Source organism: Streptomyces sp. NPDC026673 (assembly GCF_040638135.1).
In the GTDB taxonomy this organism is placed as follows: Bacteria; Actinomycetota; Actinomycetes; order Streptomycetales; family Streptomycetaceae; genus Actinacidiphila.
This window is the reverse complement of sequence record NZ_JBEZXR010000037.1, coordinates 66,436-87,088: the sequence shown is the minus strand read 5'-3', so window position 1 is coordinate 87,088 and position 20,653 is coordinate 66,436. Positions and strand designations below refer to the sequence as shown.

Annotated in this window: 19 protein-coding genes; 16 read left to right on the top strand and 3 right to left on the bottom strand. The window is 71.3% G+C overall.

Annotation, left to right across the window (positions count from 1 at the left end; translation table 11 throughout):
* Positions 1-191 precede the first annotated feature (191 nt).
* Positions 192-2,174, top strand: coding sequence for a threonine--tRNA ligase (thrS, locus tag AB0F62_RS24295; protein WP_361802752.1), 1,983 nt, complete (start codon positions 192-194; stop codon positions 2,172-2,174).
* 34 nt (positions 2,175-2,208) lie between these two features.
* On the opposite strand, the gene AB0F62_RS24290 is transcribed toward thrS, so the two are convergent.
* Positions 2,209-2,886, bottom strand: a complete 678-nt coding sequence (locus AB0F62_RS24290) for a potassium channel family protein (protein WP_361802749.1) — start codon at positions 2,884-2,886, stop codon at positions 2,209-2,211.
* Between the two features lie 66 nt (positions 2,887-2,952).
* Here AB0F62_RS24290 and AB0F62_RS24285 point away from each other — a divergent pair, with 66 nt between their 5' ends.
* The gene (locus AB0F62_RS24285) at positions 2,953-3,513 is read left to right on the top strand and encodes an HIT domain-containing protein (protein WP_361802746.1); all 561 of its coding nucleotides are present in this window, start codon (positions 2,953-2,955) and stop codon (positions 3,511-3,513) included.
* 54 nt (positions 3,514-3,567) lie between these two features.
* Here AB0F62_RS24285 and AB0F62_RS24280 read toward each other — a convergent pair whose 3' ends face one another.
* Positions 3,568-5,211 (bottom strand): hypothetical protein, encoded by a 1,644-nt coding sequence (locus AB0F62_RS24280; RefSeq protein WP_361802743.1) that lies wholly within the window; start codon positions 5,209-5,211, stop codon positions 3,568-3,570.
* 179 nt (positions 5,212-5,390) lie between these two features.
* Positions 5,391-7,595, bottom strand: coding sequence for an elongation factor G-like protein EF-G2 (locus AB0F62_RS24275; protein WP_361802740.1), 2,205 nt, complete (start codon positions 7,593-7,595; stop codon positions 5,391-5,393).
* 247 nt (positions 7,596-7,842) lie between these two features.
* Between AB0F62_RS24275 and pgsA the strand changes: the two genes are divergently transcribed.
* The 14 genes from pgsA to AB0F62_RS24205 all read left to right on the top strand — a co-directional run bounded on the left by pgsA (position 7,843) and on the right by AB0F62_RS24205 (position 20,502).
* Positions 7,843-8,502, top strand: coding sequence for a phosphatidylinositol phosphate synthase (pgsA, locus tag AB0F62_RS24270; RefSeq protein WP_361802737.1), 660 nt, complete (start codon positions 7,843-7,845; stop codon positions 8,500-8,502).
* Positions 8,499-9,482 carry a phosphatidylinositol mannoside acyltransferase gene (locus AB0F62_RS24265; RefSeq protein WP_361802734.1) on the top strand — a complete coding sequence of 328 codons (984 nt, stop codon included), beginning with the start codon at positions 8,499-8,501 and terminating at the stop codon, positions 9,480-9,482. Before pgsA ends, AB0F62_RS24265 begins: the two co-directional genes overlap by 4 nt.
* A complete protein-coding gene (locus AB0F62_RS24260) occupies positions 9,479-10,639 on the top strand; it encodes a glycosyltransferase family 4 protein (protein ID WP_361802731.1) in 1,161 nt (386 codons plus the stop codon). The genes AB0F62_RS24265 and AB0F62_RS24260 overlap by 4 nt, the downstream gene beginning before the upstream one ends.
* Before the next feature lie 161 nt (positions 10,640-10,800).
* Positions 10,801-11,358: a hypothetical protein gene (locus tag AB0F62_RS24255; protein WP_361802728.1), complete on the top strand. Its 558-nt coding sequence runs from the start codon at positions 10,801-10,803 to the stop codon at positions 11,356-11,358.
* A gap of 148 nt (positions 11,359-11,506) precedes the next feature.
* Positions 11,507-12,421, top strand: a complete 915-nt coding sequence (gene pdxS / locus AB0F62_RS24250; protein WP_361802725.1) for a pyridoxal 5'-phosphate synthase lyase subunit PdxS — start codon at positions 11,507-11,509, stop codon at positions 12,419-12,421.
* An 87-nt stretch (positions 12,422-12,508) separates the two neighbouring features.
* Entirely contained in the window at positions 12,509-13,108 is a 600-nt protein-coding gene (pdxT, locus tag AB0F62_RS24245; protein ID WP_361802722.1) for a pyridoxal 5'-phosphate synthase glutaminase subunit PdxT, read from the top strand.
* Positions 13,109-13,169: 61 nt separating this feature from the next.
* Positions 13,170-13,922, top strand: coding sequence for a YebC/PmpR family DNA-binding transcriptional regulator (locus AB0F62_RS24240; RefSeq protein WP_361802719.1), 753 nt, complete (start codon positions 13,170-13,172; stop codon positions 13,920-13,922).
* Between the two features lie 134 nt (positions 13,923-14,056).
* On the top strand, positions 14,057-14,587 hold the full coding sequence (gene ruvC / locus AB0F62_RS24235; protein ID WP_361802717.1) for a crossover junction endodeoxyribonuclease RuvC: 531 nt from the start codon (positions 14,057-14,059) through the stop codon (positions 14,585-14,587).
* A complete protein-coding gene (gene ruvA / locus AB0F62_RS24230) occupies positions 14,584-15,198 on the top strand; it encodes a Holliday junction branch migration protein RuvA (protein ID WP_361802714.1) in 615 nt (204 codons plus the stop codon). The genes ruvC and ruvA overlap by 4 nt, the downstream gene beginning before the upstream one ends.
* Before the next feature lie 31 nt (positions 15,199-15,229).
* Positions 15,230-16,294, top strand: a complete 1,065-nt coding sequence (gene ruvB / locus AB0F62_RS24225) for a Holliday junction branch migration DNA helicase RuvB (RefSeq protein WP_361802711.1) — start codon at positions 15,230-15,232, stop codon at positions 16,292-16,294.
* 161 nt (positions 16,295-16,455) lie between these two features.
* Positions 16,456-16,881: a preprotein translocase subunit YajC gene (gene yajC, locus AB0F62_RS24220; protein WP_361802708.1), complete on the top strand. Its 426-nt coding sequence runs from the start codon at positions 16,456-16,458 to the stop codon at positions 16,879-16,881.
* A 105-nt stretch (positions 16,882-16,986) separates the two neighbouring features.
* The gene (secD, locus tag AB0F62_RS24215; protein WP_361802705.1) at positions 16,987-18,747 is read left to right on the top strand and encodes a protein translocase subunit SecD; all 1,761 of its coding nucleotides are present in this window, start codon (positions 16,987-16,989) and stop codon (positions 18,745-18,747) included.
* Positions 18,747-19,886: a protein translocase subunit SecF gene (gene secF / locus AB0F62_RS24210; RefSeq protein WP_361802702.1), complete on the top strand. Its 1,140-nt coding sequence runs from the start codon at positions 18,747-18,749 to the stop codon at positions 19,884-19,886. Before secD ends, secF begins: the two co-directional genes overlap by 1 nt.
* Positions 19,887-19,941: 55 nt before the next feature.
* Positions 19,942-20,502, top strand: coding sequence for an adenine phosphoribosyltransferase (locus AB0F62_RS24205; protein WP_361802699.1), 561 nt, complete (start codon positions 19,942-19,944; stop codon positions 20,500-20,502).
* Positions 20,503-20,653: the final 151 nt, after the last annotated feature.

The following is a 20,653-nucleotide window of genomic DNA, read 5'->3' as shown; positions in this document are numbered from 1 at the left end:
CCTCAAACCACCCCCCCCCCCCCAACCCGGATCACATACTCGGTGTCTGGAGTTCCGCGGTGCGCACTTCCGAGGCCCGCGGCCGCGCGGCCGCGGGCGATCGCTTCGCGGGGCACCCGCGCGGCTCGGTAGGATTCACCGGTGCAGCATTCCGCTGCCGGACCCAGTGGGACATACGTCAGGAGAGACCGGTGTCAGACGTCCGCGTGATCATCAAACGCGATTCCGAGGAGCAGGAAGAGCGGCTGGTCACCACGGGCACGACGGCGGCCGAGCTCTTCGACGGCGACCGCACCGTCGTGGCCGCGCGCGTCGACGGCCGGCTGAAGGACCTCGCGTACGAGGTCGCCGACGGCGACGAGGTCGAGCCCGTCGGGATCGCCAGCGAGGACGGCCTCAACATCCTGCGCCACTCCACCGCGCACGTGATGGCCCAGGCCGTGCAGGAGCTCTTCCCGGAGGCCAAGCTCGGCATCGGCCCGCCGATCAAGGACGGCTTCTACTACGACTTCGACGTCGAGAAGCCCTTCCACCCCGACGACCTCAAGCGCATCGAGAAGAAGATGCAGGAGATCGTCAAGCGCGGCCAGCGCTTCTCCCGCCGTGCCGTCAGCGACGACGCGGCCCGCGAGGAACTCGCCGACGAGCCGTACAAGCTGGAGCTGATCGGCCTCAAGGGCTCCGCCGCCGAGGCCGCCGAGGGCGCCTCCGCGGAGGTCGGCGCCGGCGAGCTGACCATCTACGACAACCTGGACGCCAAGACCGGCGAGCTGTGCTGGAAGGACCTGTGCCGCGGTCCCCACCTGCCCACCACGCGGATCATCCCGGCGTTCAAGCTGATGCGCTCCGCCGCCGCCTACTGGCGCGGCAGCGAGAAGAACAAGCAGCTCCAGCGCATCTACGGCACCGCCTGGCCGTCCAGGGACGAGCTGAAGGAGTACCTGGACTTCCTGGTCGAGGCCGAGAAGCGCGACCACCGCAAGCTCGGCGCCGAGCTCGACCTGTTCTCCATCCCGGAGCAGATCGGGTCGGGCCTAGCGGTCTTCCACCCCAAGGGCGGCATCGTCCGGCGGGTCATGGAGGACTACTCGCGCCGCCGGCACGAGGAGGAGGGCTACGAGTTCGTCTACACCCCGCACGCCACCAAGGGGAAGCTCTTCGAGACCTCGGGCCACCTGGACTGGTACGCCGACGGCATGTACCCGCCCATGCAGCTCGACGAGGGCGTGGACTACTACCTCAAGCCCATGAACTGCCCGATGCACAACCTGATCTTCGACGCGCGCGGCCGCTCGTACCGTGAACTGCCGCTGCGCCTGTTCGAGTTCGGCACCGTGTACCGGTACGAGAAGTCGGGTGTCGTGCACGGCCTCACCCGTGCCCGCGGCTTCACCCAGGACGACGCGCACATCTACTGCACCAAGGAGCAGATGGCGGACGAGCTCGACAGGACGCTCACCTTCGTCCTCAACCTCCTGCGCGACTACGGCCTGACCGACTTCTACCTGGAGCTGTCCACCAAGGACCCGGAGAAGTTCGTCGGCTCCGACGAGATCTGGGAGGAGGCCACCGAGACGCTCCGCCAGGTGGCCGAGAAGCAGGGTCTCCCGCTCGTCCCCGACCCGGGCGGCGCCGCCTTCTACGGACCGAAGATCTCCGTCCAGGCCAAGGACGCCATCGGCCGCACCTGGCAGATGTCGACCGTCCAGCTCGACTTCAACCTGCCGGAGCGCTTCAACCTGGAGTACACCGCCGCCGACGGCTCCAAGCAGCGCCCGGTCATGATCCACCGCGCGCTGTTCGGCTCCATCGAGCGCTTCTTCGCGGTGCTGCTGGAGCACTACGCGGGTGTCTTCCCGGCGTGGCTGGCCCCGGTCCAGGCGGTCGGCATCCCCATCGGCGACGGGCACGTGTCCTACCTGCAGGAGTTCGCCGCCGAGGCGAGGAAGAAGGGCCTGCGGGTCGACGTGGACGCCTCCGCGGACCGCATGCAGAAGAAGATCCGCAACGCCCAGCGGAGCAAGGTGCCGTTCATGGTCATCGTCGGCGACGAGGACATGGCCGCGGGATCGGTCTCCTTCCGCTACCGGGACGGCTCGCAGAAGAACGGCATCCCGCGTGACGAGGCGATCGCCGAGATCGCCAAGGCCGTCGAGGACCGCGTCCAGGTCTGACCGGCCCGCACGGACACGCGCAGGCCCCCGGAGGTCATCCACCCTCCGGGGGCCTGCGCGCGTCCGGCTGCTCATCGGCCCGGCGGAAACTCTTGGTGAGCCACGACGAGAACGAACCGACCACCGCGCCGATCAGGACGACGCCCAGGAACATCACGCCCACGGCGATCACCCGCCCGCGCACCGTGACCGGGACGAGGTCGCCGTACCCGGTCGTGGTGATCGTGGAGCACAGCCACCACACCGACTGGCCGTAGGTGCGGATGTCCGCCCCGGGGGCGTACCGCTCGTCCGCGTAGACCTGCAGGCTGGCCGCGAAACCGAGCAGCAGGGCGCTGAGCCCCGCGTACGACATCACCCGGGCCTCCAGGGAGAGCCGCGGCCGCATGCGGAGGTCCTGCACCTTCCCGTAGATCTGCAGCAGGCGCAGTGGGCGGAGCAGGGGCAGCACCACCACGACCAGGTCGAGCCAGTGGCGGCGGACGTAGGCCCAGCGGTGCGGAGCGACGGCGACCCGGAACAGATAGTCCAGGATGAAGAAACCCCAGGTCACGATGGTGATGAGCAGCAGCAGGTCGGACCAGCCGGGTGGCAGGTCCGGGACGAGCACGCGTACCGCGTAGGCGACCAGGAACAGCAGCGACGCGATCGACAGCGGCACGCTGCCCCGCCGTTCCCACTCCCGCAGCCGCCGCTCGTCATCCATGGGCATGGGGCCAGCATCGTGCCCCGCGCCGTGGACCGCCCCCGGCGACACGCAGGACCGGGGCGACGCCATATGCTGCAAGGCATGACGAGTGAGCCGGAACTGCAGAACGGAGTGGGGACGCAGGACGCGTTCCAGCGCCTGTGGACGCCGCACCGCATGGCGTACATCCAGGGCGAGAACAAGCCGACCGGCCCCGGTGCCGGGGACGGCTGTCCCTTCTGCGTGATTCCGGAGATGAGCGACGAGGACGGGCTGGTCATCGCGCGCGGCGACGCCGTGTACGCGGTCCTCAACCTGTACCCGTACAACGGCGGCCACCTGATGGTCGTGCCCTACCGCCATGTCGCCGACTACACCGACCTCGACGGACCCGAGACCGCCGAGCTCGCCGACTTCACCAAGCGCGCCATGGTGGCGCTGCGCTCCGCCTCGGGCGCGCACGGCTTCAACATCGGCATGAACCAGGGCACCGTCGCGGGCGCCGGGATCGCCGCGCACCTGCACCAGCACCTGGTGCCGCGCTGGGGCGGCGACACCAACTTCATGCCCGTGGTCGGCCACACCAAGGTGCTGCCGCAGCTGCTCGCCGACACGCGCAAGATGCTCGCCGACGCATGGCCGGCCGGCTGACCCGAAGGGGATGACCGGTCGGGGCGGTGGGCTCACCGCCCGGACCGGGCGGCGTCAGTAGACGTCGGCCTCACTGGGCGACGCGTCCTGCACCGAGGTGCTGAGGAACTGCGAGCGGTTGGTGAACTTCGTGGTGTCCACGCCGTTCTCCTGCATGACGGCGATGGCCGCGGCGTGCACCGCGCGCAGCACCGGCGTGGCGGCGCGCAGCGCGTCGTCGGCCATGAACCGGTTGGTCCAGGGGGCCGAGGCCCAGCTGTGCCGCAGCCCGAAGGGCTCGGGCAGGACGATCTTGCCGCCGAGGTGGTCGAGCACCTGGGGGAAGCGGGTGAGGGGGGCCCGGGCCGCCAGCCGCACCACCTCGTCGCTCTCCACGAGCGGCAGCTGCACCTTCTTCGTCTCCCAGAACTTGACCGGGTGGGGTATCTCCTTCTCCTTGGCCTCCGGAGCCGTGGTGAACAGGGAGTGCACCGGCCCCAGCGCGTGCCCGGTCACCTCGACCCGCAGGGTGCTGGCCAGCACCGTCACCGTGACCATCATGGTGATCACCAGCTGACCGTCCCACACCACGAACTGCACGCCCAGGTAGTGCCGGTTGCCCTTGTCGAACTGCTGCTCGTTGCAGATCCGCTGGATCTCGAAATCCCGGACCGTGTAACCGTCGACGACGGCGCCGGTGGGCCGGGTGACCTTCTTGGCGCCCTCGCCCACGTGGGCGACGACCCAGTGCTGTATCAGGGGCTTGGGCAGGCCACCGGTGTGCAGCGGGCCGCGCTGCAGATCGCGCAGCTTGCCGTGGATCATCTTGATGACGTCCCAGCTGCGGAACGGGTGGATCTCGCTCAGGCCCTCGCGCGGGGTGAGCTCCTCGGCCATGTGCCAGGCGCCCCAGCGGCCGCCCATGCCGAGTACACCCTTGGGGCCGGCGTAGAAGACCACATTGCTCTGCTGCTCGGCGGAGAGCTTGGCCAGGCTCTGGCGCAGCTTCTCGGCCCGGGTCTGGTTGGGGTTGCGCGGCACGGCCTCGGGGATCTTGGCGCCGACTCCGCTGCCGGAGACCAGCCCCGCCCAGCGTTCGCGCAGATCCCGGGCGGTCTGCTCGCAGATCCGCTTGGCCCAGAACCAGCCGAGGACCGGGGCCACCATCATCACCCGCAGATACTGCGACCAGAAGCCCGTGAGCGGCGGGTTGACGACGAACAGGACGGCGAAGAAGCCGGCCACCACCAGCACCACGGAGCCGAGCAGCCCGGCCCGGGAGCCCTCGGACTTCCGCACGATGGCCCGCAGTTGGAAGGCGCCCAGCCAGATCAGCATTCCGGGCAGGAAGAGCAGGCCGAACACGACCATGACGGCCGCCAGTTTGCTGTCGCGCTCCTGGCGGATCCGGTTGGCGGCCAGGCAGTGCTCGACGACCGTCTGGGGCTCCGCGCCGAAGCACTGCACCAGTTCGTTGCGGGAGGCGCCGAGCATCCGGTTCTGCACGGCGCGGGCGAAGGCCTCGCCCAGGTTGGCCCGGAGCAAGGTGATCTTCGGTTCCTTGACCGACGACTTGCCCTCGTCGGCCTCCGCGAGGGCCGCCAGGGGGCTGTCCCGGTACGCGGCCGACGCCAGCGCCTGGGTCGCCCCCGTCTGGCCGTCCACCCCGCTCAGCGGTATCTGCGCGCCCGGGCTCAGGAAGTCGAAACCGTCGGTCACTGCCGCCCCCTTCTGGTCCCCGCCCGCGCGGACACGAACCCGCCCGGCCCATTCCCCGGCCGCAGCGCCGGCACACCTCCCCGCGCTGCCCACCCAGCGTATACGGGGCGTATGACATGCGTCATCGGCCCGGCGGAAGAAGATCGTCCGCCGGGCCGTCAACGTCCCCCGGGAGGGGGCTACTTGCCGGACTCCTGGGCGTGCTGCTCCCTCAGCTTCTGGGCCAGCTGGGGCGGCATCGGCTCGTGCCGGGCGTAGCAGCGGCCGTACCGGCCGGTGCCGTGCGACAGGGACCGCAGATCGACCGCGTAGCGCCCGATCTCGATCTCCGGTACCTCGGCGCGCACCAAGGTGCGTCCCTGGCCGACCGGTTCGGTGCCCAGTACGCGGCCCCGGCGCCCGGACAGATCGCTCATGACCGGCCCGACGTAGTCGTCCGGCACCATGACCTGGATCTCGCTGACCGGTTCCAGCAGATGGATGCGGCACTGCGAGGCCGCCTCGCGCAGGGCGAGGGCGCCGGCGGTCTGGAAGGCGGCGTCGGAGGAGTCCACCGAGTGGGCCTTGCCGTCGACCAGGGTGATGCGGATGTCCTCGACCGGGAAGCCGAGGGCGACGCCCTTGGCGGCCTGGGCGCGGACGCCCTTCTCCACCGAGGGGATGAACTGCCTCGGTACCGCGCCGCCGACCACCTTGTCCACGAACTGGATGCCGGAACCGACGGGGAGCGGTTCGACCTCGATGTCGCAGATGGCGTACTGGCCGTGCCCTCCGGACTGCTTGACGTGCCGTCCGCGCGCGACCGACTTCTCGCCGAAGGTCTCGCGCAGCGCCACCTTGTGCGGCACGGCGTCGACCTGGACGCCGTAGCGGGTGCGCAGCCGTTCCAGGGCCACATCCATGTGGGCCTCGCCCAGGCACCACAGCACGACCTGCCGGGTGTCGGGGTTCTGCTCCAGGCGCATGGTGGGGTCCTCGGCGACGAGCCGGGACAGGCCCACGGAGAGCTTGTCCTCGTCGGCCTTGCTGTGCGCCTGGATCGCGACCGGCAGCAGGGGGTCCGGCATCAGCCAGGGCTCCATGAGCAGCGGGTCGTCCTTGGCGGAGAGGGTGTCGCCGGTCTCGGCACGGGTCAGCTTGGCCACGCTGGCCAGGTCGCCGGCGATGCAATGCGGCACGGTCCGCTGGTGCTTGCCGAACGGCGAGGACAGGGCGCCGATGCGCTCGTCGACGTCGTGGTCCTCGTGGCCGCGGTCCTCCAGGCCGTGGCCGGAGACGTGGACGGTCTCGTCGGGACGCAGCGTGCCGGAGAAGACCCGCACCAGGCTGATCCGCCCCACGTACGGGTCGGAGGAGGTCTTCACGACCTCGGCGGCCAGCGGCCCGTCCGGGTCGCAGGAGAGCTGCGCGTGCGGTGTGCCCTGCGGGGTGGTGACCTGGGGCACCTCGCGTTCCAGGGGAGTCGGGAAGCCGCCGGTGATCAGCTCGAGCAGCTCGACGGTGCCGATGCCCTGCCTGCAGCCCTCGGCGGCCGGCGCGGCGGCCAGCACGGGGTGGAACGAGCCGCGTGCCACGGCGCGTTCGAGGTCCTGGATCAGGGTCTTGAGGTCCAGCTCCTCGCCGCCGAGATAGCGGTCCATGAGGGACTCGTCCTCGCTCTCGGCGATGATGCCCTCGATGAGCCGGGCGCGCGCCTCGTCGATCACCGGCAGTTGCCCGTCGTCGGGCGGGTACTCCTCGCGCTTGCCGGAGGAGTAGTCGAAGACCCGCTGCGACAGCAGGCCGATGAGCCCGGTCACGGGCGCGTGCCCGTCCGGTGCCTCCTCGCCGTGCAGCGGCAGGTACAGCGGCAGCACCGCGTCGGGTGAGTCGCCCCCGAAGACCTCGCGGCAGGTCTCGGTCATCTCGTCGAAGTCGGCCCGCGCCGCCTCCAGGTGCGTGACGACGACCGCGCGCGGCATGCCGACCGCCGCGCACTCCTCCCAGACCATCCGGGTGGCGCCGTCGACCCCGTCCGCCGCCGAGACGACGAACAGGGCCGCGTCCGCCGCGCGCAGACCGGCCCTGAGTTCCCCGACGAAGTCGGCGTATCCGGGGGTGTCCAGCAGATTGATCTTGATTCCGTCCCACTCCACCGGCACGAGTGAGAGCTGTACCGAGCGTTGCTGGCGGTGCTCGATCTCGTCGTGGTCGGAGACGGTCCCGCCGTCGGCCACGTGCCCGGCGCGGTTCACCGCTCCGGTGGCCAGGGCGAGCGCCTCGACCAGCGTCGTCTTTCCGGAGCCACTGTGGCCGACCAGCACCACGTTGCGTACATCCTGGGGCCGGCCGGCCGCCGATGCCCTTCCGGCGGCTCCTGGAGCCGTGTCTCTCCTGTCGCCCATGTGCCTCGCCTCCCGGTCCGTCACGGCATGGGGACTGGCGCCACGGGAGACCACCCGCCCAGGGCGGTCCTCGGTGACGCCCGCGGTATTTCGACCTTCCCACGCCCGTCACGGTGCGTCCATACGTCGTACGTGCAGCGGTAGGGCGGGAGCCTCACGCCTTCGCCGGGAACCCGCCTGGCTACGATGGGCCAGCCGGGCGGCCGACGGGGCCGCGCCGGGGCACCCACCGACCTCCGGGAAGGCCATGCTGAACAAGTACGCGCGTGCTTTCTTCACGCGTGTTCTCACACCGTTCGCCGCGTTTCTGCTGCGCCGGGGCGTCAGCCCGGACACGGTCACGCTGATCGGCACCGGAGGCGTGGTCGCGGGAGCGCTGGTCTTCTACCCCAGGGGCGAGTTCTTCTGGGGCACGGTCGTCATCACGCTCTTCGTCTTCTCCGACCTGGTGGACGGCAACATGGCCCGCCAGGCCGGTGTCTCCAGCCGCTGGGGCGCCTTCCTGGACTCCACCCTGGACCGGGTCGCCGACGCGGCGATCTTCGGCGGGCTGGCGCTGTGGTACGCGGGGGGCGGGAACGACCTCGTGCTGTGCGCGGTGACGATCTTCTGCCTCGCCAGCGGCCAGGTGGTCTCGTACACCAAGGCGCGCGGTGAGAGCATCGGACTGCCGGTCGCGGTGAACGGGCTGGTCGAACGGGCCGAGCGACTGGTGATCTCACTGGTGGCCTGCGGTTTCGCCGGACTCCACAAGTTCGGCGTGCCGGGCATCCAGTGGCTGCTGCCGATCGCCCTGTGGATCGTGGCCGTCGGCAGCCTGGTGACGCTGGTGCAGCGGGTGATCACGGTGCGCCACGAAGCCCTCGAGGCCGACGCGGCGGCGCGCGAAGGGAGCGGGACGGCGTGAAGGACCGGCTGACCGATTCCCTGTACGGGCTGGGCTGGGGCGCGGTCAAGCGACTCCCGGAACCCGCCGCGGAACGGCTCGGCAGGTCCATCGCCGACCTGGCGTGGAGCCGGCGCGGCAAGGGCGTGGAGCGCCTGGAGTCCAACCTGGCCAGGGTCGTGCCGGGCGCCGACGCGGAGCGGCTGCGCGAGCTGTCGAAGGCCGGCATGCGCTCGTACCTGCGGTACTGGATGGAGTCCTTCCGGCTGCCCGCCTGGAGCAAGGACCGCATCCGCTCCTCGTTCGACGCGAAGGGCCTGCACCACCTGGAGGAGGGCCTGGCCTCCGGCCGCGGCGTCGTCCTCGCCCTGCCGCACATGGCGAACTGGGACCTGGCCGGTGCCTGGGTCACCACCAAGCTCGGCGTGCCCTTCGCGACCGTCGCCGAGCGGCTGAAGCCCGAGACGCTGTACGACCGCTTCGTTGCCTACCGCGAGGGCCTGGGCATGGAGGTGCTGCCGCACACCGGCGGCGCCGCCTTCGGGGCGCTGGCCCGGCGGCTGCGCGGCGGCGGGCTGGTGTGCCTGGTCGCCGACCGGGACCTGTCCTCCTCCGGCGTCGAGGTCGACTTCTTCGGCGAGGCCACCCGCATGCCCGCGGGGCCCGCCCTGCTCGCCCAGCAGACCGGCGCGCTGCTGCTGCCGGTCACCCTCTGGTACGACGACTCGCCGATACTGCGGGGACATGTGCACGCGCCGCTGGAGGTGCCGGAGGGCGGCACGCGGGCGGAGCGGACCGCCGTCATGACGCAGCGCCTGGCGGACGTCTTCGCCGGGGGCATCGCCGAGCACCCCGAGGACTGGCACATGCTGCAGCGCCTGTGGCTCGCCGACCTCGAACCGCGCCCCGCCGCGGCCCCCGGGCAACCCGGTGGGCCCGCCGCGGCGTCCTCCCCGGTGTCCGGCGACCCCACCGACCGCTCCGGAACGGAGAAGCCTTGAGGATCGGGATCGTCAGCCCGTACTCGTGGGACGTCCCCGGCGGCGTCCAGTTCCACATCCGCGACCTCGCCGAGCACCTGATCGCTCTCGGCCACGAGGTGTCCGTCCTGGCGCCCGCCGACGACGACACCCCGCTGCCGCCGTACGTCGTCTCCTCCGGCCGGGCCGTGCCCGTGCCGTACAACGGCTCGGTCGCGCGGCTGAACTTCGGCTTCCTCTCCGCCGCGCGGGTGCGCCGCTGGCTCCACGAGGGCGCCTTCGACGTGATCCACGTCCACGAGCCGTCCTCGCCCTCCCTCGGTCTGCTGACCTGCTGGGCCGCACAGGGGCCCATCGTGGCCACCTTCCACACCTCCAACCCGCGCTCCCGCGCCATGATCGCCGCCTACCCGATCCTGCAGGCCGCGCTGGAGAAGATCAGCGCCCGCATCGCGGTCAGCGAGTACGCCCGGCGCACCCTGGTCGAGCACCTGGGAGGGGACGCCGTGGTCATCCCGAACGGCGTCGACGTGGGCTTCTTCGCCGGCGCCGAGCCCAAGGCGGAGTGGCAGAACGAGACGATCGGCTTCATCGGGCGGATCGACGAGCCCCGCAAGGGACTGCCCGTCCTCATGAAGGCCCTGCCGAAGATCCTCGCGGAGCGGCCGGGGGCCCGCCTGCTGGTCGCCGGGCGCGGCGACGAGGCCGAGGCGGTGGAGGACCTGCCCGCGGAGATGCGCGAACGGGTCGAGTTCCTCGGCATGGTCAGCGACGAGGACAAGGCCCGCCTGCTGCGCAGCGTCGATCTGTACGTCGCGCCCAACACCGGCGGCGAGAGCTTCGGGATCATCCTGGTCGAGGCCATGTCGGCGGGGGCACCGGTGCTCGCGAGCGACCTGGACGCCTTCCGCCAGGTGCTCGACGGCGGTGCGGCCGGAGAGCTGTTCCCCAACGAGGACCCGGACGCGCTGGCGGTCTCCGCCGTACGGCTCCTCGCCGACGCCGAGCGCCGCGCGGAGTTGCGGGAACTGGGCTCGCGGCATGTGCGGCGCTTCGACTGGTCGGTCGTGGCCGCGGACATCCTCGCGGTGTACGAGACCGTCACCGCCGGCGCCGCGTCGGTCGCCGCCGACGAGCGGGTGGGCCTGCGCGCCCGGTTCGGCTTCGCCCGCGACTGACCTCCGCCGGGCGGTCCCGTGGACCGCCTCCGGCGGGCCGTCACGGCCGCCGCCCGAGCCGCCGCCACGACCCGCCCCCGGTGCGGCCGGCACGGCCGCGGGCGCCGCCCGCGCCCGGCGGGGCCGCCGCCCGGCGGACCGTACCGGCCGCACCGGTAGCCTTGCGGCCCGTGACCACCTTCATCTGGGTGGCCGTGGCGCTCGTCGCCGTCGGCCTCTACCTGAGCTGGACCGCGGGCCGTCTGGACCGCCTGCACGCCCGAATCGACGCCGCGCGGGCCGCGCTGGACGCGCAGCTGCTGCGCAGGGCCTCGGTGGCACAGGAACTGGCCACCGCGGGGGTGCTGGACCCGGCGGCGAGCATCGTGCTCTACGAGGCCGCCCACTCCGCCCGGCAGGCCGAGGAGGAGCAGCGCGAGGTGGCCGAGAGCGACCTGAGCCAGGCGCTGCGCGCGGTCTTCGCGGAGTCCGACGCCGTCGACGCCGTCCGAGCCGCCCCCGGGGGCGAGGAGGCGACCCGTGAGCTCACCCAGGCGGTGCGCCGGGTGCCCATGGCGCGGCGCTTCCACAACGACGCCGTACGGGCCGCCAGGGCGCTGCGCGAGCACCGCAAGGTGCGCTGGTTCCGGCTCGCCGGGCACGCGCCGAGGCCCGTGACGTTCGAGATGGACGACGAACCGCCGGCCGTCCTCACCGCGGAGGGCGCGGCAGGCCACTGAGGAGCGATTGGCCCTTTTCCGGTCCACTTGGTGCGGTCCACCATGAGACACGGAGCAACCATCGGTGTTCCCCGGTCGGCCGTGGCGCCGCCGGGAGACGCGGAGGGTTGCCGCAGCCCCAGAAGATGAGTCTCCGAGTGAGGTCCCCGTGTCCACCACGCTTCCCAGCACCCCCCAGTCCCCCGAGACGGGAACCGCGCGCGTCAAGCGCGGCATGGCCGAGCAGCTCAAGGGCGGCGTGATCATGGACGTCGTCACCCCCGAGCAGGCGAAGATCGCCGAGGACGCGGGCGCCGTCGCCGTCATGGCGCTGGAGCGGGTCCCGGCCGACATCCGCAAGGACGGCGGCGTGGCCCGCATGTCCGACCCGGACATGATCGAGGGCATCATCGAGGCCGTCTCGATCCCGGTCATGGCCAAGTCCCGCATCGGCCACTTCGTCGAGGCCCAGGTCCTGCAGTCGCTCGGCGTCGACTACATCGACGAGTCCGAGGTGCTCACCCCGGCCGACGAGGTCAACCACTCCGACAAGTGGGCCTTCACCACCCCCTTCGTCTGCGGCGCCACCAACCTGGGCGAGGCCCTGCGCCGGATCGCCGAGGGCGCGGCCATGATCCGCTCCAAGGGCGAGGCCGGCACCGGCAACGTGGTCGAGGCCGTCCGCCACCTGCGCCAGATCAAGAACGAGATCGCCCGCCTGCGCGGCTTCGACAACCACGAGCTGTACGCCGCCGCCAAGGAGCTGCGCGCGCCGTACGAGCTGGTCAAGGAGGTCGCCGAGCTCGGCAAGCTGCCGGTCGTGCTGTTCTCCGCCGGCGGTGTCGCCACCCCGGCCGACGCCGCGCTGATGCGCCAGCTCGGCGCCGAGGGCGTCTTCGTCGGCTCCGGCATCTTCAAGTCCGGCGACCCGGCCAAGCGCGCCGCCGCCATCGTGAAGGCCACCACCTTCTACGACGACCCCAAGATCATCGCGGACGCCTCCCGCAACCTGGGCGAGGCCATGGTCGGCATCAACTGCGACACCCTGCCCGAGGCCGAGCGCTACGCCAACCGCGGCTGGTAAGCGCCCCGCGCCCCTCACGATGGGCAGGCCCGTGACGGCCTGCCCATCGTCCGTCGCCCCACCCTGACGTTCCGGAAGGTCCCCCGCGTGTCCAGCAGCACCCCCACCATCGGAGTCCTCGCCCTGCAGGGCGACGTCCGCGAGCACCTGGTCGCGCTCGCCGAGGCCGACGCCCTGGCCCGCCCCGTGCGGCGGCCCGAGGAACTGGCCGAGGTCGACGGCCTGGTGATCCCGGGCGGCGAGTCGACCACGATGTCCAAGCTCGCCACGCTCTTCGGCCTGATGGAGCCGCTGCGCGAGCGCATCCGGGAGGGGCTTCCGGTCTACGGCACCTGCGCCGGCATGATCATGCTCGCGGACAAGATCCTGGACGGCCGGGACGACCAGGAGACGTTCGGCGGGATCGACATGATCGTCCGTCGCAACGCCTTCGGGCGGCAGAACGAGTCCTTCGAGACCGCGGTGGAGGTCGACGGCGTCGACGGCGGCCCGGTCGAGGGCGTCTTCATCCGCGCTCCCTGGGTGGAGTCCACCGGCAGCGGCGTGGAGATCCTGGCCCGGCTGGCGGACGGCACCGTCGTCGCCGTCCGCCAGGACGCCCTGCTCGCGACGTCGTTCCACCCGGAGTTGACGGGGGACCACCGGGTGCACCGGCTCTTCGTCGACATGGTGCGCGCCGCACGGTGATGTGATCCCGGTAGGATCGCAGTGTTCGTGAAGCAATCGGTGACGTGAAGGAGACAGGCTGATGTCCGGCCACTCTAAATGGGCTACGACGAAGCACAAGAAGGCCGTGATCGACGCCAAGCGCGGCAAGCTCTTCGCGAAGCTGATCAAGAACATCGAGGTCGCGGCCCGCGCCGGCGGCGCCGACATCTCCGGTAACCCGACCCTCTTCGACGCCATCCAGAAGGCGAAGAAGAGCTCGGTGCCCAACAAGAACATCGACAGCGCGGTCAAGCGCGGTGCCGGTCTCGAGGCGGGCGGCGCCGACTACGAGACGATCATGTACGAGGGTTACGGCCCCAACGGTGTCGCGGTGCTCATCGAGTGCCTCACCGACAACCGCAACCGCGCCGCCTCCGACGTGCGCGTCGCCATGACCCGCAACGGCGGCTCCATGGCCGACCCGGGCTCGGTGTCCTACCTGTTCAACCGCAAGGGCGTCGTGATCGTCCCCAAGGGCGGGCTCGGCGAGGACGACGTGCTCGGTGCCGTCCTGGACGCCGGCGCGGAGGAGGTCAACGACCTCGGCGAGTCCTTCGAGGTGCTCAGCGAGGCCACCGACCTCGTCGCGGTGCGCTCGGCGCTGCAGGAGGCCGGCATCGACTACGACTCCGCGGAGGCCAACTTCGTCCCCACCATGCAGGTGGAGCTCGACGAGGAGGGCGCCCGCAAGATCTTCAAGCTCATCGACGCGCTCGAGGACAGCGACGACGTGCAGAACGTCTTCGCCAACTTCGACGTCTCCGACGAGATCATGGAGAAGGTCGAGGCCTGAGCCGTCCGGAAGGACGCACGGCGGCACGGCGGCCCGTGGGGATGACACACCCCCACCGGGCCGCCGTCGTTGTCGGTGGCACCCGATAGCCTCCAGGAACCGCTGAACGGCTGTCCGAGGGAGGGAGGGGCGCGGTGCGTGTGCTCGGCGTGGACCCGGGGCTGACCCGCTGCGGCGTCGGTGTGGTGGACGGTGCCCCCGGGAAGCCGTTGCGCATGGCCGGCGTCGGGGTCGTCAGGACCCCCGCGGAGGCCGACATCGGCCACCGCCTCGTGCTCATCGAGCGTGGCCTGGAAACGTGGCTCGACGAGTACGCGCCCCAGGCGGTCGCCGTGGAGCGGGTGTTCAGCCAGCACAATGTGCGCACCGTGATGGGCACCGCCCAGGCCAGCGCCGTCGCCATCCTCTGCGCGTCCCGCCGCGGCCTGCCCGTCCATCTGCACACCCCCAGTGAGGTCAAGGCCGCCGTCACCGGCAGCGGCCGGGCCGACAAGGCGCAGGTCGGAGCCATGGTCACCCGGCTGCTGCGGCTCGACGCCCCGCCCAAGCCCGCCGATGCCGCCGACGCCCTGGCGCTCGCCATCTGTCACATCTGGCGCGGCACCGCGACCAACCGCCTCCAGCAGGCCGTCGCCCGAGCACGAATCCAGGAGCCCAGCACATGATCGCCTTCGTCAGCGGGCCCGTCGCCGCCCTCGCCCCCGACACGGCCGTGATCGAGGTCGGCGGGATCGGCATGGCGGTCCAGTGCTCCCCGGGCACCCTCGCCGCCCTGCGGGTGGGGGAGCCGGCCCGGCTCGCCACCTCCCTGGTCGTCCGCGAGGACTCCCTCACCCTCTACGGCTTCGCCGACGACGACGAGCGCCAGGTCTTCGAGCTGCTGCAGACCGCCAGCGGCGTCGGCCCCCGGCTCGCCCAGGCCATGCTCGCGGTGCACAGCCCCGACGGGCTGCGCATCGCCGTCGCCACCGGTGACGAGAAGGCCCTGACCGCCGTTCCCGGCATCGGCAAGAAGGGCGCCCAGCGGCTGCTGCTGGAGCTCAAGGACCGGCTTGGCGCCCCCGTGGGCGGCGCGGCCGCCGTACGCCCCGCGGCGGCCGCCGGCCCCGCCTCGTGGCGCGAGCAGCTGCACGCCGCGCTGATCGGCCTGGGCTACCAGCCGCGCGAGGCGGAGGAGGCCGTGGCCGCCGTCGCGCCGCAGGCCGAGGCGAGCGCCGAGCCGCAGGTCGGAGTCCTTCTGCGGGCCGCCCTGCAGACCCTGAACCGAGCCCGCTGACCGTAGCCAGCCGAGCGTAAGGCGCATCGAAGTGAACTGGGACGACGAGTCCGTACCGACCACCGCCGACCGTCTCGTCGGCGCCGCCGCCGACGGTGAGGACCAGGCCGTCGAGGCGGCGCTGCGGCCCAAGGCGCTGGAGGAGTTCGTCGGCCAGGAAAGGGTCCGCGAGCAGCTCGACCTGGTGCTGCGGGCGGCGCGCCGGCGCGGCGGCACCGCGGATCACGTGCTGCTCTCCGGCGCCCCCGGGCTGGGCAAGACGACCCTGTCGATGATCATCGCGGCCGAGATGGGCGCCCCCATCCGCATCACCTCCGGCCCCGCCATCCAGCACGCGGGCGACCTCGCGGCGATCCTCTCCTCCCTCGCCGAGGGCGAGGTGCTCTTCCTCGACGAGATCCACCGGATGTCCCGGCCCGCCGAGGAGATGCTCTACATGGCGATGGAGGACTTCCGGGTCGACGTCATCGTCGGCAAGGGCCCCGGCGCCACCGCCATCCCCCTCGAACTGCCGCCCTTCACCCTGGTCGGCGCCACCACCCGGGCCGGCCTGCTGCCGCCGCCGCTGCGCGACCGCTTCGGTTTCACCGGCCACATGGAGTTCTACGCCCCGGCCGAGCTGGAACGCGTCATCCACCGCTCCGCGCGGCTGCTGGACGTCGAGATCGATCCCGAGGGCGCCGCCGAGATCGCCGGACGTTCCCGTGGCACCCCGCGTATCGCCAACCGACTCCTGCGCCGCGTAAGGGACTTCGCGCAAGTGAAGGCCGACGGCCTGATCACCCGCGAGGTCGCCGCCCAGGCGCTGGAGGTCTACGAGGTCGACGGCCGCGGTCTGGACCGGCTGGACCGAGCGGTATTGCGGGCCCTGCTGGGACTCTTCGGCGGCGGCCCCGTGGGGCTGTCGACACTCGCGGTGGCCGTGGGGGAGGAGCGGGAGACGGTGGAGGAGGTGGCCGAGCCGTTCCTGGTGCGCGAGGGGCTGCTGGCACGCACACCCCGTGGCCGTGTCGCCACACCCGCCGCGTGGGCACACCTCGGACTCGTCCCGCCACAGGGCGGCGGACCCGGGCAAGACGGGCTGTTCGGCCCTTGACGGCGGGGAGACTCGCCGCCGCAGGAACCTCGGTGTAATGCTTGGCGTTGTTCCACCGGCGAACGAACGCTTAGACTCCGCCGACGTCGTCCCTCCGGGACCGACACCCACAATCCCGTAGACCAGGCCCCAGCGGCCGTGCGAAGGATCGTCAAGACACCATGAATCTGGTTCAAATCCTGCCTTTCGTACTGATCATCGGTGTCATGCTGCTGATGACCCGCTCCGCGAAGAACCGGCAGCGCCAGGCCACGCAGATGCGTGACCAGATGGCCCCCGGTTCGGGCATCCGGACGATCGGCGGCATGTACGCCGTCGTCAAGGAGGTCAACGAGGACACGGTCCTGCTGGAGCTGGCCGACGGTGTCCACGCGCACTTCGCGAAGAACGCCATCGCCGCGGTCCTCGACCAGGCCGAGTACGACCGCGTCGTCCACGGCATCGACCCGGAGCCCGAGCTCGAGGCGCACGACGCCGAGGACAGCGAGGACGCCGAGAAGGCCGACGAGCGTGTCGACCTCGGCAAGTCCGCGGACGACGTCGCGACCGAGGACGCCCCCAAGACGGACGGCACCGACAAGAAGTAACGGCCCGGCCGGTACGTTTCAGGCTCGGCAAGTCCGTACTACTCATCGTGCCGCCCTGCTGCGCGCGCAGGTCCGCAGGGCGGTTGGACAGGGAGAAACGAGAAGGTGGCAGCACCGAAGAGGGGCCGTAGGCCCTCGGGGAGCCAGGGATACCCCGGGCGGGCGCTGGCAGTGATCCTGCTGGCCATCGTGGCGCTCACCGGAGGGATGTTCCTCTCCGGCCACACCACCCCCCGGCTGGGCATCGACCTCGCCGGCGGTACGAGCATCACGTTGACGGCCAAGAGCGACCAGGCCGGGGCGATCAACAAGACCAACATGGACACCGCCAAGGCGATCATCGACCGGCGTGTCAACGGTCTGGGTGTCTCGGAAGCCGAAAGCCAGATCCAGGGCGACCGGAACATCATCGTCAACATCCCCAAGGGCACCAACGCCGACCAGGCCGAGCAGCAGGTCGGCACCACGGCCCAGCTCTACTTCCGGCCCGTGCTCGCCGAGGTGCCCAACACCCCGGCGGCGTCGGAGTCGCCCGGCGCCAGCCCCTCGGGCTCGCCCTCGTCCTCGGCTTCGCCCTCCGCTAGCGCCTCCACCGGCGCCAAGGCCTCCGGCTCGCCGTCCCCGACCGCCTCGACGCAGGGCCGCGCCGTCACCGACGCGCTGAAGGCCTCGTCGACGCCGTCCGCGTCGGCCTCGGGCTCGCCCACTCCGACCCCGTCGCCCTCGGCGGGCAACGCGGCCCCGGGCAGCACGCTGGACACCTCCATCCCCGAGGACCTGCAGGCGAAGCTCGCCGCGCTGGACTGCTCCGACGCGAAGACGCGCGCCAACCTCAACCTCAAGGCCAAGCCGACCGACAAGATCGTCGCCTGCAGCCAGGACGGCGGCGCCAAGTACGCCCTCGGCCCCGCCGCGGTCGACGGCAAGAACGTCAGCAAGGCCGCCGCCCAGTTCGACACGCAGGGCGGCAACGGCTGGGTCGTCACCCTGTCCTTCGACGGCACCGGTTCCAAGGCCTTCTCGAAGATCACCTCGCAGCTGTCCCAGCAGGTGCAGCCGAACAACCAGTTCGCGATCGTGCTGGACAACGAGGTCGTCTCCGCCCCCTCGGTGAACCAGACCCTGAGCGGAAGCGCCGAGATCTACGGCAACTTCACCCAGGAGAGCTCCCAGGACCTGGCGAACGTCCTGTCCTACGGCTCCCTCCCGCTCACCTTCGACAAGTCGGACGTCACCAAGGTCTCGGCGGCGGTCGGCGGCGAGCAGTTGCACGGCGGCCTCATCGCCGGCGGCGTCGGCCTCGCCCTGGTCGTGCTCTACCTGGTCGCGTACTACCGCGGTCTGAGCTTCGTGGCGATCCTGAGCCTCATCGTCTCGGCGATCCTCACCTACGAGATCATGACGCTGCTCGGCCCGGCCATCGGCTTCGCGCTGAACCTGCCGGCCGTCTGCGGTGCCATCGTCGCCATCGGCATCACAGCCGACTCGTTCATCGTCTTCTTCGAACGCATCCGTGACGAGCTGCGAGAGGGCCGCTCCCTGCAGCCGGCCGTCGCCCGTGGCTGGCCGCGCGCCCGTCGCACGATCCTCGTCTCGGACTTCGTGTCGTTCCTGTCCGCCGCCGTGCTCTTCATCGTCTCGGTCGGCAAGGTGCAGGGCTTCGCCTTCACCCTGGGCCTGACGACGCTGCTCGACGTGGCCGTGGTGTTCCTGTTCACCAAGCCGCTGATGACGATCCTGGCGCGCAAGAAGTTCTACGCCGGCGGACACCCCTGGTCCGGGCTCGACCCGCGTGCCCTGGGCGTCAACCCCCCGCTGCGCCGCACCCGCCGCCCCGCGGCCCGTACCGACGTCAAGGAGGCCTGATGTCCCGGCTCGGCAACCTCGGGCACCGCCTGCACCGAGGCGAGATCGCCTACGACTTCGTCGGCAAGCGCAAGCTCTGGTACGGCGTCTCCGTCCTGATCACCATCGCGGCGATCGTCGGCCTCGCCGTCAACGGCCTCAAGCTCGGCATCGAGTTCTCCGGCGGCGCCGTCTTCACGACGCCGAAGACCGAGATGTCGGTCAGCCAGGTCCAGGACAAGATCGCCGATGACACCGGTGGCCACCAGGCCATCGTGCAGAAGCTCGGATCGGGCGCCGTCCGCGTCCAGATCAGCGACATCTCGCTCACCGAGGCGAAGAAGATCCAGGGCGACATCGCCGCGGATCTGAACGTCAAGGCGGCCGACATCGACCCGCAGATCATCGGTCCGAGCTGGGGCGACGAGATCTCCAAGAAGGCCTTCCAGGGCCTGGTGATCTTCATGGTCCTGGTCACGATCTACCTGGCCATCGCCTTCGAGTGGCGCAAGGCCGTGGCCGCGCTGATCGCCCTCATCCACGACCTCACGATCACCATCGGCGTCTACGCCATCGTGGGCTTCGAGGTCACCCCGGGCACCGTGATCGGTCTGCTGACCGTCCTCGGCTACTCCCTCTACGACACCGTCGTCGTCTTCGACGGTCTGAAGGAGTCCACCAAGGACATCACCAAGCAGAACCGCTACACGTACAGCGAGCTGGCCAACCGCAGCCTCAACCAGACCCTGGTGCGTTCGATCAACACCACGGTCGTGGCGCTGCTCCCGGTCGCGGGCCTGCTGTTCGTCGGCGGCGGCCTGCTCGGTGCGGGCATGCTCAACGACATCGCCCTGTCGCTCTTCGTCGGCCTCACCGCCGGTGCGTACTCCTCGATCTTCATCGCGACCCCGCTGGTCGCGGACCTCAAGGAGCGCGCCCCGGAGATGAAGGCGCTGCGCAAGCGCGTGCTCGCCAAGCGCGCCGCCGACGCCCGCCGCGGCGAGGACGGCGCGGACGAGCCGCAGGACGCGGCTCTCGCGGACGAGGACGGCGAGCCGGAGGAGGACGACAGCCACGCGGGTGCCGCCGTCGTCGGCGGCCAGCGCACCCAGCCGGCCCGCAACCGCAGCCGCAACCGTCCCTCCGGCAAGCGCCGCTGAGGACGCGGCGGACGATCGACGAGCCGTAGCGACGAAGGACCGAGGAACACCACCGATGACCATCGCGGACGCCACCCCGGAGGGGCTGCGCAGCCTGCTGCTCAGCCGCATCCGGGACGTGCCCGACTACCCGAAGCCGGGCGTGATGTTCAAGGACATCACCCCGCTGCTGGCCGACCCCGCGGCGTTCAACGCGCTGATCGACGCCCTGGCCGGGCTCTGCGCCCGGCACGGCGCCGACAAGGTCGTCGGCCTGGAGGCGCGCGGGTTCATCCTCGCCGCCCCGGCGGCCGCCCGCGCCGGGCTCGGGTTCGTGCCCGTGCGCAAGGCGGGCAAGCTGCCCGGGGCGACGCTGGGCCAGGCGTACGCGCTGGAGTACGGCACCGCCGAGATCGAGGTCCACCAGGACGCCTTCTCGGCCGGTGACCGGGTCCTGGTCATCGACGACGTGCTCGCCACCGGCGGCACGGCGGAGGCGTCCCTGGAGCTGATCCGCCGCACCGGCGCCGAGGTCGCCGGTGTCGCGGTCCTTCTGGAGCTGGGCTTCCTCGGCGGGCGGGCCCGCCTCGCTCCGTCTCTCGCTGGCGCCCCCCTGGAGGCGCTGATCGCGGTCTGAGCACCGTTTCCGACGTGTGGCGCCAGAGTTCCGGCTCTGGCGCCACACGCATGTCCGGGCGCATCGCGTGCGGGATCGTCCGGGTGAGGATCCGTGTGGGGGACGGGCGCCGGAACAGGCGCGTCCGCAGAGGGCCTGACCAGCGCGTCGG